15 protein-coding genes are annotated in these 17,191 nt (G+C 47.6%); 13 read left to right on the top strand and 2 right to left on the bottom strand.

Annotated features, from left to right (window positions below):
- Window positions 1-115 precede the first annotated feature (115 nt).
- From J2T20_RS23595 to cobS, 13 genes are all read left to right on the top strand, one after another.
- Window positions 116-1,249: a pyridoxal phosphate-dependent aminotransferase gene (locus tag J2T20_RS23595; protein WP_307592138.1), complete on the top strand. Its 1,134-nt coding sequence runs from the start codon at window positions 116-118 to the stop codon at window positions 1,247-1,249.
- Window positions 1,242-1,988, top strand: a complete 747-nt coding sequence (locus J2T20_RS23600) for an adenosylcobinamide amidohydrolase (RefSeq protein WP_307592140.1) — start codon at window positions 1,242-1,244, stop codon at window positions 1,986-1,988. Before J2T20_RS23595 ends, J2T20_RS23600 begins: the two co-directional genes overlap by 8 nt.
- Before the next feature lie 40 nt (window positions 1,989-2,028).
- Window positions 2,029-2,988 (top strand): adenosylcobinamide-phosphate synthase CbiB, encoded by a 960-nt coding sequence (cbiB, locus tag J2T20_RS23605; protein ID WP_307592142.1) that lies wholly within the window; start codon window positions 2,029-2,031, stop codon window positions 2,986-2,988.
- Window positions 2,989-2,999: 11 nt separating this feature from the next.
- The gene (locus J2T20_RS23610; protein ID WP_307592143.1) at window positions 3,000-3,644 is read left to right on the top strand and encodes a histidine phosphatase family protein; all 645 of its coding nucleotides are present in this window, start codon (window positions 3,000-3,002) and stop codon (window positions 3,642-3,644) included.
- Between the two features lie 142 nt (window positions 3,645-3,786).
- Complete coding sequence (locus J2T20_RS23615; protein ID WP_307592145.1) at window positions 3,787-5,238, top strand: aminotransferase-like domain-containing protein; 1,452 nt, start codon at window positions 3,787-3,789, stop codon at window positions 5,236-5,238.
- 72 nt (window positions 5,239-5,310) lie between these two features.
- The gene (locus J2T20_RS23620) at window positions 5,311-6,492 is read left to right on the top strand and encodes an aminotransferase class I/II-fold pyridoxal phosphate-dependent enzyme (RefSeq protein ID WP_307592180.1); all 1,182 of its coding nucleotides are present in this window, start codon (window positions 5,311-5,313) and stop codon (window positions 6,490-6,492) included.
- A gap of 191 nt (window positions 6,493-6,683) precedes the next feature.
- The gene (locus J2T20_RS23625; RefSeq protein ID WP_307592148.1) at window positions 6,684-7,475 is read left to right on the top strand and encodes a B3/B4 domain-containing protein; all 792 of its coding nucleotides are present in this window, start codon (window positions 6,684-6,686) and stop codon (window positions 7,473-7,475) included.
- A complete protein-coding gene (locus tag J2T20_RS23630; protein WP_307592150.1) occupies window positions 7,456-8,220 on the top strand; it encodes an AzlC family ABC transporter permease in 765 nt (254 codons plus the stop codon). The genes J2T20_RS23625 and J2T20_RS23630 overlap by 20 nt, the downstream gene beginning before the upstream one ends.
- 17 nt (window positions 8,221-8,237) lie before the next feature.
- On the top strand, window positions 8,238-8,513 hold the full coding sequence (locus J2T20_RS25875; RefSeq protein ID WP_373457850.1) for an AzlD domain-containing protein: 276 nt from the start codon (window positions 8,238-8,240) through the stop codon (window positions 8,511-8,513).
- Window positions 8,514-8,633: 120 nt separating this feature from the next.
- A complete protein-coding gene (gene pdxR, locus J2T20_RS23635) occupies window positions 8,634-10,157 on the top strand; it encodes a MocR-like pyridoxine biosynthesis transcription factor PdxR (RefSeq protein WP_307592151.1) in 1,524 nt (507 codons plus the stop codon).
- A 1,151-nt stretch (window positions 10,158-11,308) separates the two neighbouring features.
- Window positions 11,309-12,376, top strand: a complete 1,068-nt coding sequence (gene cobT, locus J2T20_RS23640; RefSeq protein WP_307592152.1) for a nicotinate-nucleotide--dimethylbenzimidazole phosphoribosyltransferase — start codon at window positions 11,309-11,311, stop codon at window positions 12,374-12,376.
- Entirely contained in the window at window positions 12,373-12,921 is a 549-nt protein-coding gene (cobU, locus tag J2T20_RS23645) for a bifunctional adenosylcobinamide kinase/adenosylcobinamide-phosphate guanylyltransferase (RefSeq protein WP_307592153.1), read from the top strand. The genes cobT and cobU overlap by 4 nt, the downstream gene beginning before the upstream one ends.
- Window positions 12,918-13,727 (top strand): adenosylcobinamide-GDP ribazoletransferase, encoded by an 810-nt coding sequence (cobS, locus tag J2T20_RS23650; RefSeq protein ID WP_307592155.1) that lies wholly within the window; start codon window positions 12,918-12,920, stop codon window positions 13,725-13,727. The genes cobU and cobS overlap by 4 nt, the downstream gene beginning before the upstream one ends.
- A 77-nt stretch (window positions 13,728-13,804) precedes the next feature.
- Here the strand turns inward: cobS and J2T20_RS23655 are convergent, their stop codons facing one another.
- Both J2T20_RS23655 and J2T20_RS23660 read right to left on the bottom strand, forming a co-directional pair.
- A complete protein-coding gene (locus tag J2T20_RS23655) occupies window positions 13,805-15,493 on the bottom strand; it encodes a methyl-accepting chemotaxis protein (RefSeq protein WP_307592157.1) in 1,689 nt (562 codons plus the stop codon).
- A gap of 311 nt (window positions 15,494-15,804) precedes the next feature.
- A complete protein-coding gene (locus J2T20_RS23660) occupies window positions 15,805-16,899 on the bottom strand; it encodes a M24 family metallopeptidase (RefSeq protein WP_307592159.1) in 1,095 nt (364 codons plus the stop codon).
- Between the last annotated feature and the right edge of the window lie 292 nt (window positions 16,900-17,191).

Here is a 17,191-nt window from a genome sequence, read left to right on the forward strand (position 1 = left end):
TTGAATTCACAAAAAGAGAAGCGCTGAATCATTGACGTACTTCCGGAAATGAAGCAATAATGAGGGCAATGGTTTTACATAGGATGAATGAGTACGGAGATAAGGGAGTGCGGTTATGCTTGAAAAATATGGCCACGGCGGAGATTTATTGACTGCGGCGGAGCTTTATGGGAACGAAAATAGCAGATTTCTCGATTTTAGCGCCAATATTAACCCGCTGGGTCCGCCGCCTGAAGTACTGCAACTGTTGCAGAATTCGCTTTCCTCAATTATTGCCTACCCAGACCCGGGGCACCGTCGGTTAAAGCGTCTGCTGGCTGACAGCCTTGGAACGGATAGCAGCTGGTTAACGGTGGGTAACGGGGCTGCAGAATCTATGGCTTTGCTGCTGCTGGCTCTCACTCCCCGTACCGTAGGTATTGTGGAACCTTGTTTCTCTGAGTATCGACAGCTCTCAGAGCAGTTCGGTGCCGAGGTGCTGTCTGTGTACGGCACAATTGAGCAAGGCTATAGGGCCGATGTTGATATGATTTCTGGACTGTTGGAGAAGGTAGAGCTGCTGTTTCTCGGACAGCCTAATAATCCTAATGGCATCCAATATTCTTTGGCAGATCTTAGACTGCTGGCACAAAAGGCCGAGAGCTGTGGAACCTATCTGGCGGTGGACGAAGCCTTTATCGATTTCATTCCTGAAGCGGAGCGGAATTCATTGCTGCCGGAGCTGGAGCAATACCGGCATACGATTCTGATAAGGTCGATGACAAAGTTTTACGCGATTCCCGGACTGCGACTTGGGTTTACGATTGCCCACCCGGAGCTTGCGGCAGCCATGACGGGCAAACAGGTCACCTGGAGTGTGAACGGCTTGGCGCTCCTGGCAGGAGAAGCCTGCCTTACGAGCGGACATGATTATGAGAAGCGCACACGCACCCTGATTATTTCGGAACGTGCCAAGCTGAGGCAGGGATTGTTGAAGCTGGGGTGCGAGATACCGCCGGGGGAAGCTAACTTTTTACTATGCGGTTTGCCCTCACCCTGGAGTGCTGAGAAGATGCAGACCTTGCTCGGCCGAAGCGGCATTCTAGTGCGCAGCTGTGCCATGTACCCCGGTCTTGGGAAGGGGCATATTCGTGTTGCTGTCAAAAACGCTGCAGATTGCTCACGTCTGCTCCAGCGTATGGGGGAGATTATAGCAGAGGAAACAGGAGATAGAATAGGAATGAGAGAGGGCGGGGTACGGAATGAGTGAAATCATATTACCGTTTGAACCTAAGGAAAAAGAAACGTTATCTTCTTATCACTCTAAGGTGTGGTCAGGACTTACGCTTACGCTGAAGGGAGACCATCTGGAACTGGAATTTCCGGAAGAGGCGGATGGTCTATCAAGTGCTGTGTATGGCGGAGGTATGGTCAGGCTTAAACGGGCCGTCAATTTATTTGTCAACCGGGATTATGAATGCAGCGATCCTGTTCGGGATATGGAAAATAAGCTGGGAGAATGGGGCTATCCGTTATCCAGTTGTGCGGGACTGATGACCGCTGTGCCCCTGGTGCATGCGGCGGTAGCCGAAGAAGACACAGGCTCTGCCGGTATCTTCTGTTGCGTAACCGCTGCCGCCGGAAATGCGGCGCGCGCCGGTGTAAAACGTAATGTGCTTGCAGTTTATCGCCCAGGCACTATTAATATCATGCTGGGCATTGATGGGCGCCTGACACCGGCAGCGATGGTTAATGCTGTCATGACAGCAGTCGAAGCTAAGGCTGCTGCATTAGCCGATTTGGGTATTACTGACCCTGAGAACGGGCTAGTAGCCACGGGGACAACTACGGATGCGATTGTGCTTGGAGTGAGTCAGAATAATCGATACCGTGCAGAGCATGTATACGCCGGAACGGCCACCGATCTGGGGGGCGCTATCGGGCGGCTTGTCTACTCTGCGGTGACGGCAAGCCTTCAATCGGTTAAGTCAAGGAACTACAATTCATGAGTACAACAGTTAAGCAGGGATTATCTCAAGGTGAGAAGCTGTGATATTCTCTATGATTTTGCTGGCAGCCTATGGGATTGACCGATGGATAGGCGACCCTCGTTCCCTCCCCCATCCGGTCATAGGGATGGGCAAGGCTATCACTGCCATAGAGAAGGTCATTCGCCGCTTCGTCACCCGGCAGCGAAGTCTGCGGGCAGCAGGAATCCTGCTTCCGCTAACCGTTGTGGGTGGCGCTTGGGCACTAACAGCGGTGCTGCTATGGCTGCTATCTTTGATATCACCTTGGCTCATGTGGGCGGCCGAGGCCTGGTTGATCTCTACAACCATTGCCTCCAAAGGCTTAAAGGATGCGGGGATGGCAGTCTACTCCGAGCTGCGCAAGGGAGATCTACCGGCTGCCCGTCGAGCAGTGGGTATGATCGTAGGCCGAGATACTACCCAGTTGGACAGCCCGGAGATTGTTCGCGGTACGGTGGAGACGGTAGCGGAAAATATAGTAGATGCTATTACTTCACCGTTGTTCTACGCTCTCCTTGGCGGGGCGCCGCTTGCCATGGCCTATCGAGCGGTGAATACACTTGATTCGATGGTTGGCTACAAGAATGATAAGTATCGTGATTTAGGTTGGGCATCCGCCCGCCTTGATGATGTCGCTAACCTGATTCCAGCACGAATTACGGCGCTGCTGCTCGTATTATGTTCCCGGCTTCTGCGGTATGATTGGGTTAGATCTCTCCGAACGGTAAGGAGGGATGCCCGTCTTCATCCCAGCCCTAACAGTGGATATCCGGAATCTGCAGTAGCGGGGGCTCTTGGCATCCGTCTTGGAGGCGAAAATGTGTACCACGGTGTCCGTTCCTTTCGAGCCTACATGGGTGATCCGACACGCCCCCTGGAGCCGGAGGATATTCTCCGTACCTCACGCATGATGCTGCTCTGCTCCTCCATTTTTGTTGGTTTGTGCGCAGCAATAGCATGGATAGGATTCGGAGGTTGATTACAAATATTATGAAACCTAACCTAAAGCTTGAACTGGTACTTCTCCGTCATGGAAGCACCCAATGGAACGTAGAGCGGCGTTATTTGGGTCATACAGATCTTCCGCTGCTCCCTGGCAGTATGGAGCAATTCGCTCAGCAGGAAGGGAATTCCGAAGGGTTGGAAGACTTTTGGCGCGTATATAGCAGTGACTTAACCAGATGCCGCCAGACTCTAGCCTGCAGTATGCCTGCTCTTAGGGAGATGGCAGTCTACGACAATCGGCTGCGTGAAATGAACTTCGGGGATTGGGAAGGCCTAACTTATGATCAGTTGAAGGGTAGTAGCTTGTATCGAAACTGGTTGGATGATCCCAAGGCGGTTACACCGCCTAACGGTGAGTCATGGAAGAGGTTCGAAGAACGAGTGGACAGCTTTCTACTGGAGCTTGTTCAAGCTGCAGAAGAGGAGAGCGTAACATCAACATTCACACAGCCATGCTCCCGGCGAGTCCTAATTGTGACTCACGGCGGTGTCATCCGCCAACTCTTGGCGCGAACCCAACCCGGTCTCACGTTCCGTAACGCTCCTGCTCCGCAGCCGGGCATTGTAACGGTGATAGAGCTTACAGTCTGTAACGGACAGTGGGCTGCTGAGCGGATATGCTCGGAGTGAAGCATTTGACCTGTGTTCACTAATCCACTAGAGAAAACAGATAATCTCCCCTAAAGAACCACAGCCGGATGAAATATCCGAGGCGGTGGTTCTTTTTTTACGTGACGGTCTGTGCCATGATAGTTGTGGGGGCGATGTTCTAATGTTTAAAGATTTCAAGCTCATTACCGGGCGTCCGGTCTATATCCAAGTGAAGGATTACTTGAAGAATCTTATAGTAAAGGGTGCCTTGCAGGACAATCAGAAGCTCCCCTCAACACGAGAGCTCGCCACACTGTTAAAGGTTAGCCGTAATTCGGTCATTTCTGCTTACGCGGGTCTAGAGGATGACGGCTTCGCCTATACAGTTCAAGGACAAGGGAGTTATGCAGTCTCTACTTCACCCGGCAGCGAAGCTGCTTCCTCCTGGAACATCGATTGGAAATCCCGAATGAACGGGCATGCGCGGTTGGCCGAGGAGCTAGATATTATGAAGCGCGGCATCCGTGCGGAAAAGGGTACCATTTCCTTTACCAGCATTGCACCCGACGAGAGCCTTTTCGACTTGGATAATGTAAAGAGGGCCTTTTTGGACCGTATGTCAGTAGAAGGGAACATTCTGCTTAACTACGGTTATGCCAAAGGGTATAAGCCTCTGATAGAGTACTTGCAGCAATATATGGAGCATAAAGGCGTGGATATGAAGGGTAAGGATATTTTAATTACCAATGGATTTACGGAGGGTTTTAATCTGGTATTGTCTGCGTTAAGCCGGAAGAACGGTACGGTCATCTGCGAGAATCCGACTCACCACACGGCGATTAAGAATCTCAAGCTACATGGCTTCGGGATTACAGGAATCCCCATGGAACGCGATGGCATTCATTTAGGGCAGCTCGAAAAAGCGTTGTCTGAAGGTGCATATGATTGTGCCTACTTTGTCCCTTCCTATCATAATCCGACCGGGATTGTTATGTCCCCTGAGAAAAGACAAGGGCTTATGAAGCTGATGAGTCAATACGGAGTACCGGTCATAGAGGACGGTTTCAACGAGGAGCTGCGCTATTCAGGATCGCATGTAGCTCCGTTAATTGCAACGGCAGGCGGGGGCAACAGTGTCGTGTATCTTGGCAGCTTCTCCAAGGTTCTTTTTCCCGGACTGCGCATAGGGTGGATTCTGGCCGATCAGGAACTGATTTATTATTTGGAAAGCATCAAGCGGGCCCAGAGCATTCATACCTCAACATTGGATCAATCGATCCTGTATCAATATTTGTACAATGGAAATTTGGAAAAATATCTCAAAAGGGCCCGTTCGGAGTATAAACGGAAATATGAGTTAACTTTACAATGCTGTAAGGAGTATGTACCCTTTACGACCTTGTCAGGGGACGGTGGACTGCATCTTTTTGTAACCTTTTCGCAGGGATTTAATGTACGGGTGCTGCTGGAAGCTTGCCGCGAGCAGGGGGTTATTTTTACAGCGGGTGATATCTTCTTCACAGATGGCGGGGGTCAGCATACGATGCGGCTTGGTTTCTCCAGAGTGTCTGACGAGGACATCCGCAAGGGTATCGCGTGTATTGGCAGGGTTGCACGGCAATTAATGGGATGAGAGGTGCTAATCATGAAAGCAGGCGTTCGGAGTGGTCTAATTACAGAGGAAATCTATCAAGGGGGCGAAAGCATGCTAAATGATCGGATTTCTCCGCGTGTGCGGGAGATACCTTCTTCAGGTATACGGGCTTTTTTTGAACTCAGTTCCGGGAATAAGAATGTGATTTCACTCGGGGTGGGCGAACCCGATTTTGTAACGCCGGAGCATGTCAGAGCGGCATGTATTCGTGCACTGAACAACGGTGAGACGGGGTATACCCCGAACGCAGGCTTAATCGAGTTGAGGGAAGAAATCGCCCGATATCTGCACAATAGCTTTCATCTGCGCTATGAACCTGCCCATGAGGTTATGGTTACGGTTGGAAGCAGTGAGGCTGTAGATTTGGCTCTTCGGGCCTTTATATCTCCCGGTGATGAGGTAATTATTCCAGCTCCAAGCTACATTGCTTACTCACCGATCACCCATTTGAACGGGGGCGTTATTGTTGAAGTTGAAGCTGGTGCACGGGAGGGATTCAAGCTTACGGCGAAAGCTTTACAGAAGGCTATCACTCCACGCTCCAAGATACTGATGATGAACTTTCCGAACAACCCGACAGGTGCAGTGATGACCTACGAAGACTGGCTGCCGATTGCGGAGATTGTCAAAGCTAACAATTTGATCGTCATATCGGATGAAGTATATGCTGAGCTTACTTATAATCATACGCATACCAGCATAGCCTCCCTGCCCGGGATGAAGGAGCGGACGATAGTCATCAGCGGTTTTTCAAAAGCTTTTGCCATGACCGGCTGGAGAATCGGCTATGCCTGCGGTAATCGGGAACTGCTGGCGGCCATGCTGAAAATTCATCAATATACAGCGATGTGCGCACCGGTTCTGGGTCAAATTGCCGGGATTGAATCCCTAAGGAACGGCCTCCCGGAGAAGGATGAGATGAAGGCCAGCTATAATCAGCGGAGAGCTTTTTTCATAGATGGGTTAAGGGAGATTGGACTGCCTTGCCATGAACCACAGGGTGCCTTTTATGCTTTTCCTTCTATTGCTGGAACCGGCCTGAGTTCTGAAGAATTCAGCTTGCAACTGCTTACGGAAGCGGGAGTAGCTGCTGTACCGGGCCATGTGTTCGGAGCGGGTGGAGAAGGATATATCCGCTGCTGCTATGCCGTTTCTCAACAGAAGTTAGCCGAAGCGCTGGATAGAATCGAACGTTTCATGAGGGTGCTACCGGCGAGAAGAATGACCTCATGAAGTAGGGAATGTAACCTAATAGTTATTAAAAATCAAATTAGCAAAGCGAGCGCTTCTTTAAGGGGGGGCGATTGTTTTGCTTTTTTCTATTAAATTGGTATGGTTACAAAACTCATAATTGGTCATTTCTTACTTTTAATGAAAAAGTTATGATGTGTCCAGGAAATAAAGTCAGGAGGAGAATTGGATGTATGAAGAACGAAGAAAAGAGAGATCTATTCCGTGTTGAATTTAGTTCAGAAGTTTTTGCTATGGCTCCCGATCTTTACGTTGGACTAATTGTAGTTCCAAGGGTAGAAACGATTGAGCCGTTTTCGGAGTTAAATGTACCTTCGCTTCTAGAACATATGGAGACAGAATTATTAGAATCCGGACTTTCGAAAGATAAGGTGGGGGAGGTCCCGACCATTGCGGCTTGGCGAACAGTGTATAGCAAATTTGGGGCAAAACCGGCAAAATACCCCTGCGCAGTTGAATCTTTAATTAAACGAGTGCTAGATCAGGGCTCTTTGCCTCGTATTCATAGCCTAGTTGATTTATGTAATGCAGTTTCATTGAAAAGCCGATTACCGGTTGCAAGTTGTGATATTAAAGGAATCCAAGAATTAACTATCCGAAGAGCCACTGGAACTGAAATGTATATACCGATTGGCAAGGCTGGAGATGTGAGTTATCCAGAAGAAGGCGAGGTGATCTATGCTGACGAGTCAAACCATGCTCATTCACGTCGTTGGAATTGGCGACAGAGTGACAGACTCAAAACTACAGAAAACTCCAGACAGATGTTATTTACTGTAGAAGCGGTACATCCACAAGCGCGGGTATTGGTAGAAGCAACTACTTTCTTACTGCTAGATCTGCTTCAACCATTCATTCCAAATGGTTGCTATGAAATGGCTTTTATACATACCGGAAATCGCTCTCAACCATTCCGAATGGAGCAAATTGAAGGGCGGGAGGCGAATGCAGATATTGAAGATTAATACCCCTTTTTTCAGACAAGGTTTAGTGGACTCCATTCCTATCGTTATAGGCTACATCCCGGCATGTCTTACTTTCGGGCTTGTTGGAAAAGCAATGTCGCTGTCAAGTTGGGAGGTATTTTTACTTTCTGCTTTTGTTTATGCTGGAGCCAGTCAATTTATTGGTGCAAAACTTCTAGCTGCGGGTGCTGCTGCACCGGTTATTTTATTAGTAACATTTATCATCAATTTAAGATATTTATTTATAAGTATGTCTTTTTCACAGAAGGTTCCAAAATCTTTACATGTCATTCAAAGATCGTTGATTGGGTTCGGACTTACCGAAGAGGTCTATGCTGTAGGAGTAATGTCAAAAAGAAATAAAGAACTGAAAGGCGAACATCCTCCCGCCTATTTAATTGGTCTTGAATTACCGCCCTACGTAATTACACTATTAGCAACTTGGATAGGAATTATGCTGGCTGAACTGATCCCAAGTTTTATTCTACCAGCACTTAATACTTCTTTGTACGCTTTGCTGATTGCCCTAATTGTGCCACAGCTGCAAGCAACTCGACAAAATCTAATGATAGGTTTATCTGCAACAATGTCTTCATGGGTGCTAGCTCCCTATCTAGGCAATGCTACAGTCCTCTTTGCAATGCTTATCGGAGCAGGTATAGGAAGTTTTGTTTCAAGAAAAAGCAAAAAAACGCGTGAAAAGATGGATCCTTCAGATACACCAAGGGGTGAAGTGAAATTATAATCATCGTAATTATTCTAATGGGATTCATTACATTTATCCTTCGTGTTTTCCCTTTATATCTCTTAAAAATAAAGCCGGTCGAGCAAGGAAATAATGGATTTATAAACTTCTTACCCTTATCTGTTCTATGTGCTTTGACTATACCAGGCATTTTCAAAGTAGATGACACTGATCCTTTTGTTGGAACCTCTGCTGGTCTTACTGCCCTACTCTTAGTGTTATGGGGTAAGATGCCTTTTTTTGGTGTTATTTGCCTATCTGTACTCGTCGCATTGATTGTCAAACTTATTTGATAAACCTTTTTTTTACATGGAATTTATGCATAATATTATTTAAATGATGTATAATTTTGTAAGGCTCCGGTGGGTTAACCCGAGACTTTTTATAGAAGGTACAGGGGAGAGAAAACTCAGGTGCGACAAGAATTATTAATAACTCTTAGCAAGAGAACACCAATTCCTTTAAGTAGACAAGTGTACGAGCAAATTCGTTCAGCTATTATAAGTGGGCTTTTGCATTCAGGTGATCCTATTCCTCCTTCAAGACTGCTGGCCAATCAACTAGAAGTCTCTCGGACAGTCGTTCTTAACGCATACGAACAGTTGCAAGCTGAAGGTTATATTCAAATGCGTAAAGGAGCCGGAACATTTGTTGCCGAAAATGCCGCTAGTTTATTCGCTTCAAAACTTGTTGTGAATGAAGAAGAAGGATTTGACGAATTCATAAACGCACCTGATTTTATGGCAGAATTAAGTTCTCCTTATTCAGGATTGTTAGGTGTAACACATTCGGTGCCTTATGATTTCCGTCACGGAGTTCCGGCTTGGAGTGCATTCCCAATGGATCGTTGGCAAAAGTCCGTGGTAGAAGCGTGTCGGAATATGACTCCTGATATGTTAACTTATGGACCCGCAGAGGGCACATACCATCTAAGAGAAGAAATTGCACGTTTAGTTCGCTCGACTCGTTCTATACCGGCGATGCCAGAGCAAATTGTTATCACGTCCGGTGCCACCCAAGCTTTAGATATTCTTGCTCGTCTATGCCTTCATAAAGGTGAGCAGGTTGTCGTAGAAGATCCTTCTCATACGGTACTAAGAGAAATTTTTAGCTTTTCAGGAGCAGAAGTGTTACCAGTAGCTGTAGATGGCGAGGGTCTATGCGTAGACCGAATAACGCCTAATAAAGATGATGAAAACAGAAAAGGACTTCCTCGGACTAAGCTTGTTTATGTAACGCCTTCTCATCAATTCCCGTTAGGTGTCACTATGTCTTTAAATAGGAGAATAGAGCTGTTAAGATGGGCGCGTAGTAACGATGCTCTAATTATTGAGGATGATTATGATAGTGAATACAGATATGTAGGTCAGAAAGTTTCCGCACTAGCAGGTTTAGATACAAGTGGTAGAGTGATCTATATAGGAAGTTTCAGTAAAACATTATTTCCAGCGCTACGGATTGGGTATGCAATTTTACCCCAATCACTTATAGAACCTTTTTTAGCCATAAAGTGGATTACAGATCGAATGACTTCTACACTAGAACAAAAGGCCTTAGCGGAATTTATTAAATCAGGCTACTATGCAAAACATGTCTATAAAATGGGGAAACTTTATGCGGGTAGAAGAAGTTGTTTAGTCGCAAGTTTAAAACAGGAATTTGGTGATCGAATTCGCTACTTTGGAGATGAAGCTGGACTGCATTTATTAATTGAACTGGAATCAAAAGTCTCTGAAGAGGAGATTGCCAAGCAAGCTTTACATAAAGGTGTAAAGGTCTACCCAGCTTCTAACTATTTTGCTGGTGATAAGCCCAATAATCCAACTTTCTTATTAGGATACTCTAATCTTACTAGAAATCAAATACAAACTGGCATTCAGATTTTTGCTCAAGCAGAAAGGTTTTGTAAGGTTAAAAATAAAAGTTTAAATAAGTAAATATGGCCCTTTCTCGAAATCAGTGCTTGACTTTCCGTTTACGTCACTGTGCCGGGAACGATTTCGTTCTAACTTCGCCTGCTGTTTTTACCGGGTTTGGGGAAACTATGCCTTACTGGTAGCCGAATCCGGGTTGCGGACCAGTCCATCGTCGAATTAGAGAGGAAAATGCCCGCTAATACTGAACGAAACGCCATGAATTTGAGATTAAATGGGGAATATTCCTAAATCTTATGCATACCGCCCCAAAGAGATAACGTTAAGATACTTGTGTGAGTGAGTAGAAGTATCTCCCCAGGTATCCGCGACAAATACGGTAAATCGTCTACCTATATGGTTTTCAATATATATAGTTGCACAATGTACACTTATATTTCTCTCTTAGCACACTTTAGGGTGTTTAATTGCACTTTATACACTTACTTTTTGGTATTCCGAGGTTTAACCGGCATATTCATGTTTTTAGTTGCACAAAGTACATCTATCCATCCATCCGAGCGTCATAAGCTAGAAATAAGTGTACAAAATACATCTATTTCACTGATTATCTCTGAGTTTTGGTAGCGTCAAAGAAGTTTGTGTAAAAGAGAGTAGGAAGTAGTTTCTCGGGTGTTGTTTGTAGGTGTGGTACAAGGGAACTAGGCTGTTTCTTCTTTACCTCTAAATCACCGAAGCAGCGAATCACCCGTTCACCCAAACGTTCATTGTACTCTAATCTGTGTTATAAAGCAGACAGCGCCAGATCGTGTTCCTGCACCGTGTAAGTGGTCTTCAGCTCCTAGAAATATTCTCAAAAATAGCGGGCGAAATACCCTCTAATTGCTCAAACGGGGTGCCGGGTACAGAAATAGAGGAAGAAACCCCTCTATGGGGCGTAACGAGTTTCTGTCCTTCTCTTCAGCTGTCAAGCACTGATCTTGGTGTTGAGCCGTAAATATAATTGTAAGCTGTATGCATTTCACCTATAATTCTTAATAGAAGAAACTGGAATTAAGCGCCTTCCATAGTGCTGGTTCCGGCTCCGCTAAGGGAAAGGTGAAATATAACCTGCATGCCCCCTCTTCTTAGAGCGGGGTATTTCCTATTGACTGTTGGCTCATAAATCACCCCAGTATTATCCCAATACTACTTAAAAACCAGGAGGAATTGCAATGCAATCAGCTATTCATGAAATAACGGGTCGAATTACAGCTCCCGACGAGAAATCCTCACAACAAGCCATTCTTCGTCTTAATAATCTTACTAAACCGCCGGGAAGTTTAGGGCGGTTGGAAGCCCTCGCTGTCCGGCTTGCAGGTATTTCGTCTACTGAAAAACCATCCTATACCAAGCGGACGGTAGTTGTAATGGCTGCCGATCACGGGGTGTGCAGCGAGGGAGTCAGTGCTTTTCCACAGGAGGTAACGTTGCAGATGGCGTATAATTTTCTGACCGGCGGAGCCGCAGTGAACGTATTGGCCCGTCAGGGCAATGCCGAAGTACAGTTTGTTGATATCGGCATCAACGGAGAACTGAGCCACCCTGATCTTATCGCTCGGAAGGTTCGCATGGGAACCGATAATATGGCTATTGGACCGGCAATGAGTCGGGATGAAGCGCTTCAGGCTTTGCTGGTCGGTGTGAAGGTAGCTGAGGAAGCGGTACAGAATGGGACTGAACTGTTTATCACAGGAGAGATGGGGATTGGAAATACCACAGCGAGTGCTGCGATTCTATGTGCCTTTGAGAATGTATCTGCTGAGCTGGCGGTCGGGAGGGGAACAGGCATTGATGACGCCCAGTTGCGTAACAAAATCAGAGTTGTGAGCCAAGCGTTACATATTAATCAGCCTAATGCTGCTGATCCGCTCGATGTGTTATCCAAGGTGGGAGGACTGGAGATTGCTGGCTTGGTGGGTGTCATTTTGGGCGCCGCCGCCAACCGTGTGCCGGTTGTACTTGACGGGTTCATCTCCGGGGCGGCGGCATTGGTAGCACGGGCATTAGCACCTGAATCCATCAGTTATATGATTTCAGCACACGTCTCAGGGGAGCAAGGACACCGCTTGATGCTGCAGCGGCTAGGACTTGAACCGCTGCTGGATTTGGGATTGCGGTTGGGTGAAGGAACCGGAGGGGCTCTGTGTCTGCATTTAATAGATGCCGTATCCCATATCATGAACGAAATGGCGACTTTCGAAAGTGCGGGAGTATCCGGGGCGGAGATTGGAAATCAATGAGAAGCCTAGTAACAGGGGGGGCTCGCAGCGGGAAGAGCAGCTTTGCCGAGAGGTTGACGATGTCACTAGCTGACCAGGCTCTATATATCGCGACGGCTCAAGCTTTTGATCAGGAGATGAAAGAAAGAATTGCTCTGCACCGGCAGCAGCGTTCGGATGCGGAATATCCTTGGGAGACGGTTGAGGAGCCTTATGATTTGCCGGGAATTCTGGATCGGCTTTCAGGGAATAAAGCGGTACTCGTGGATTGCCTTACCCTTTGGTTGTCCAATGTTCTTTTATCTGTTGAAGATGATGAGAACAGACAGGAGATTATTGAGCAGGAAATTAGTCGTCTGGAGCAAAGCGTGATGTCCTTTAAGGGACCTCTTATTATGGTCACTAATGAAGTAGGGAACGGGATAGTCCCCGAATATGCTCTTGGCCGGCTCTACCGGGATCTGGCAGGGCGCATGAACCAGCGTCTTGCCCGTCAATCCGATCAGGTATTTCTGGTCACAGCCGGCATCGCGATAGAACTAAAAACCAGAGAGTACTTGATATGAGGGAGCACAGGGATGCCGCAGCGGCGGCTTTTCAATTTTTATCGCGTTTTCCGGTAAGAAGCCAGCCGGACTTCTCCCCTGAGTTGTTGAAACGCAGTGTTGTTTATTATCCGCTGGTGGGTGCAGCGATTGGTCTTTGTACCGCCGGAGGTGCTGCCGCCGCTGCACTTCTGCTGCCGCCCTTGCCTGCTGCGGTGATCACCCTGATTCTGTGGGTAGGTCTCACCGGAGGTCTGCATCTTGACGGTTGGATGGACAGTGCTGATGCGCTTCTCAGCTACCGTCCGCGGGAGCGTATGTTGGAGATTATGAAGGACAGCAGAGTAGGGGCAATGGGCGTGTTGGCCTGTGTGCTGCTGCTCCTGCTGAAGGTATCGCTGCTGGCCGCCCTGCTGGAAGGCAGCTCTTGGTTCGAGCTGCCGCTACTGCTGCTCCCGTTGATCTGGAGCCGCTGGTTCATGGTGCGGGCGATGAGACGCTGGCCGCTCGCCCGCGCCGGGGAAGGCCTGGCCGGCAGCTTCGCCGGCCTGCCGCCCCTGCACGAGAAGCGCGCGCTGCTCAGCGCCACGCTTCTCTCGCTTGCCGCCGGCGCGCTGCCGGCGCTCGGCGGCACAGCAGCCTGGCCGCTCCCGCTGGCGGCCGTGCTGCTGCTGCCGGGTGCCGCATGGATCTGCGGCACCCTGGCTGCGCGCCGAATCTGCAGCCGGCTCGGTGGACTCACCGGCGACGTATACGGCGCGCTGAACGAGCTGCTGGAAGCTGTGCTGCTGCTCTTGCTGGTGCTGCTTCAGTATAATATCCAGTAGCGCGCAGAAAATAACAAAAAGGGGCTGTTTCTAAGAGTCTGAATCAGACCCTTGAGAAATAGCCCCTTTGTATAGACTTATATCTTAAACTTCAATACCGCTTCCTGCAGCTTAACAGCTTGTTCATGCAGATGGTCAACGGTTTGTGCATGACCCTCCAGCTCGGCTTGCTGACGCGCATAGTTCTCTGTGAGTGTCCCTGCACTCGCTTGAGACTTGGCGGTAATTTGGGCAGTTTCCTCTACAGAAGCACTTACCTCTTCTGTACCTGCGGAGATTTCTTGAGTAGCGGCAGAAACAGATTGAACACTGTTGCTAATGCTATGGATAAGGATTAATAGATGATTGAATGCATCACCAGCCTCTCTTACTTTGCCTACTCCTGAAGCAACCTCAGAGTTCAGATGATTCATTTCTGCAGCGGAACGGTTCATATCTTCCTGCAGACCCAGCAGGAACTCACTTATTTGCTCGGTAGCGTTCCGAGACTGTTCAGACAGCTTACGGACCTCTCCTGCTACAACGGCAAAGCCACGTCCGTGTTCCCCGGCGCGGGCCGCTTCAATGGAAGCATTTAAGGACAACATTTGAATCTGTTTCGTAATTTCTGCTATGCCCTGAACAACCTCGCCGATCCTCTGTGAACGCTCGTTCATCACCCGGAATTGCGCCACCCCTTGTTCAGAAGCCAGCTCGACTTGACGCATTTGTACTACTGCACTTTGGGCAATGACATTTCCGCCTTCCGCTTCAGAAGAGGCTTCATTCGTTTGATCGGTGACTTCACCGGCAGCGGAGGCAATATGTTGAATACCTAAATTAATCTCTTCCATTGCACGTGAATTATCAAGTGCGCTGTTAGCAATCGCACGGCTCCCAATACCGATTTCCTCCACGGATAGAGAAGAACGGCCAGCCATATTATTCAGGACATCCACACGATCCATCAAATCATTCGAATCGGAAACTACGGATTCGGAGGTATTGAGAACCTGCCCGATCATCTCTTTGAGATGCTGAGTCATAGCTTGGAAGCTTTCCGAGAGCTGCCCAACCTCATCCTTTCCTTTAATCGTTAATTCTTCGGTGAAATCTCCCTCTGCCAATCGGTTGCTGTAAGCAGCAAGCTGAGTTAACGGTTTAGTAATCCGTCGGCTCATATACATGGCGGAGGATAAGCCTATGATCATGGACAGCAGGGTAATGCCGGCACTTGTCCAGAGAATACTGTCCATTTTTTCTTTAATGAAGCTAACATCCGCACTAACACCAACTACAAGTGTGCTGCCCGGTATTCCTGTAAACGATGTTTTATGTACGCCATGACTATCCTGATAAATTGCACTTAGACCGTTTTTACCTTTGGAAGCCTGCTCCATGGCCGGCAGGACCTGAATCAATTCCTTAGCTTTCAGCTTTGACCCGTGGTCAGCGGTGATAATCGTCGCCTTGCCCTCTTTCAAATCCGCGAGGAAAATGGTTTCCAAATCGTATTGCTTTCTCTTGTCCTGAAAATAAAACTCAACATTCATCACGGCCGACTCACTATTATTGCTGGCTTGCTGAGCGAATGTAGTGTTGAGATTCTTATTGATATCCTGAGCAGAGGATGTCAGCAATTTGTCGATCTGCGGCAGCACATAGCTGTCAAACGTACCGATTGAAATAAAGTAAAAGCTGATACTTAACAACAGTGACGAGAGTAAAAGAACAATAAACAATAAACGTGTGAACCTTCCACTTATGGAATGCTTAATCCGAAACATAACTTTCTCTCCTTTTCTATAGCGATGCATTTGTCCTATGCCATTACAGACGACACGATTGATAACTATTCTATAGAATTAACCCGCGGTTGAATAGAGAGGAATGTAGCATTTTATTGAAAATTTCAGAAAAATCATGTTTATGATATATATATTTCTGTTTTTTCAAATCAACCTTATATTCAATGAAAGAAACTAAGGGACAAGTTAGTGTGTGGAATCTTTATTGGTTATTTCATATGCACAAAAAAGGGCGGATCAAGGATTGTTCCTTGATCCGCCCTTTGAGGAAATTTCTAGCTATGACTCCATTACAGATGGAGTACTGTGAGTTCTTTCGGGAAACTGGTGAGTGTCTGCGGGCCGTCCTCAGTTACAAGCACATCGTCTTCGATACGCACGCCGCCAAGTCCCGGTACATAGATACCCGGTTCAACGGTAAATACATTGCCACTCTCTATCATGTCGTCATTCAGACCATGAAGAGAGGGGTATTCGTGTACGTCCATACCCAGTCCGTGACCGACACGATGCATGAAGTAGGGGCCGAAGCCTGCGGATTCTATCACTTCACGCGCTGCACGGTCCACGGATCCGTACGTGGCTCCCGTCTTGGAAGCAGCGATACCGGCTTCATTCGCAGCCAACACCGTATTATAGATGGTGACTAGCTTACTGTCAGCTTCTTCCACAGCAAAAGTGCGAGTAATATCCGAAGCATAACCCCCGGCATATACACCAAGGTCGAACATGATGAAATCACCCGGCTGTATGATGCGGTTGCCCGGTACACCGTGGGGGAGAGCTGTATTCGGACCAGAGAGGACCATCGTATCAAAGGAAGGACCGGAAGCGCCGACCTTCTTCATCAGATATTCAAGCTCAGCTACAAGCTCAATCTCACTGACCCCTGTTGCAACATGCTTCAGACCGCGGCGAAGGACTTCCTCTACAAGCTCTGCGGCATGCCTCATTTTTTGTACTTCTTCGGGTGTCTTTTTGGCTCGCATACTGCGCAGCAGGGGACCGATATCGCTGATATTCTCCACGGGTACAGCTGTACTCAGCAGTTCGTAACGGGCTACGGAGAAATGTTCTTTCTCGATGCCTAACGTACCCAACTTCGATTGGCTAAGTTGTTTGGAGAGAAGTTCATAGGGATTATCCGTATCACTGTGGGTCAGAATCTTTGAAACGGAAGAAGCCACTTGGGCCGCCTCTGCATCCAGTGCCGGAACGATCAGCACAGGCTCCTCTCCACGTACGAGCAGTAGTCCTAGAAAACGTTCATGCGGATTGCTGGCGAAGCCGGTTAAATAATAAACATGTTTGGGATCTGTTACAAGCAAAGCGTCAAGTCCGTTGCCCGCCATTCCTTGCTCCAGACTTTTAAGAGCATCATTCATTGTTGTATATTCCCCTTTCTCCTGTACGCTGAAAATCACAATGTTTACATTATAAATCATAATGTAGCAGAGCGCACCGGAGTTATCGGGGCGTTTGATCTAAGCTGCCATTCTAACCTCAGGCTGAATGCCCCGAGAGCCTTCTAGTCAAAATTATGAGAAATAATCGATCGCTAGACATCATTCTCTCAAAGCTAATTACATCTCTTTTCCTCTGTTCTTCTGAACGATTTCCGTAGTTTCATCAATGCTATACCATTTAAGGACATACTGATTTTCTTCTACATACTCA

This window comes from Paenibacillus wynnii, assembly GCF_030812855.1.
GTDB classification, from domain to species: Bacteria; Bacillota; Bacilli; order Paenibacillales; family Paenibacillaceae; genus Paenibacillus_AQ; species Paenibacillus_AQ wynnii_A.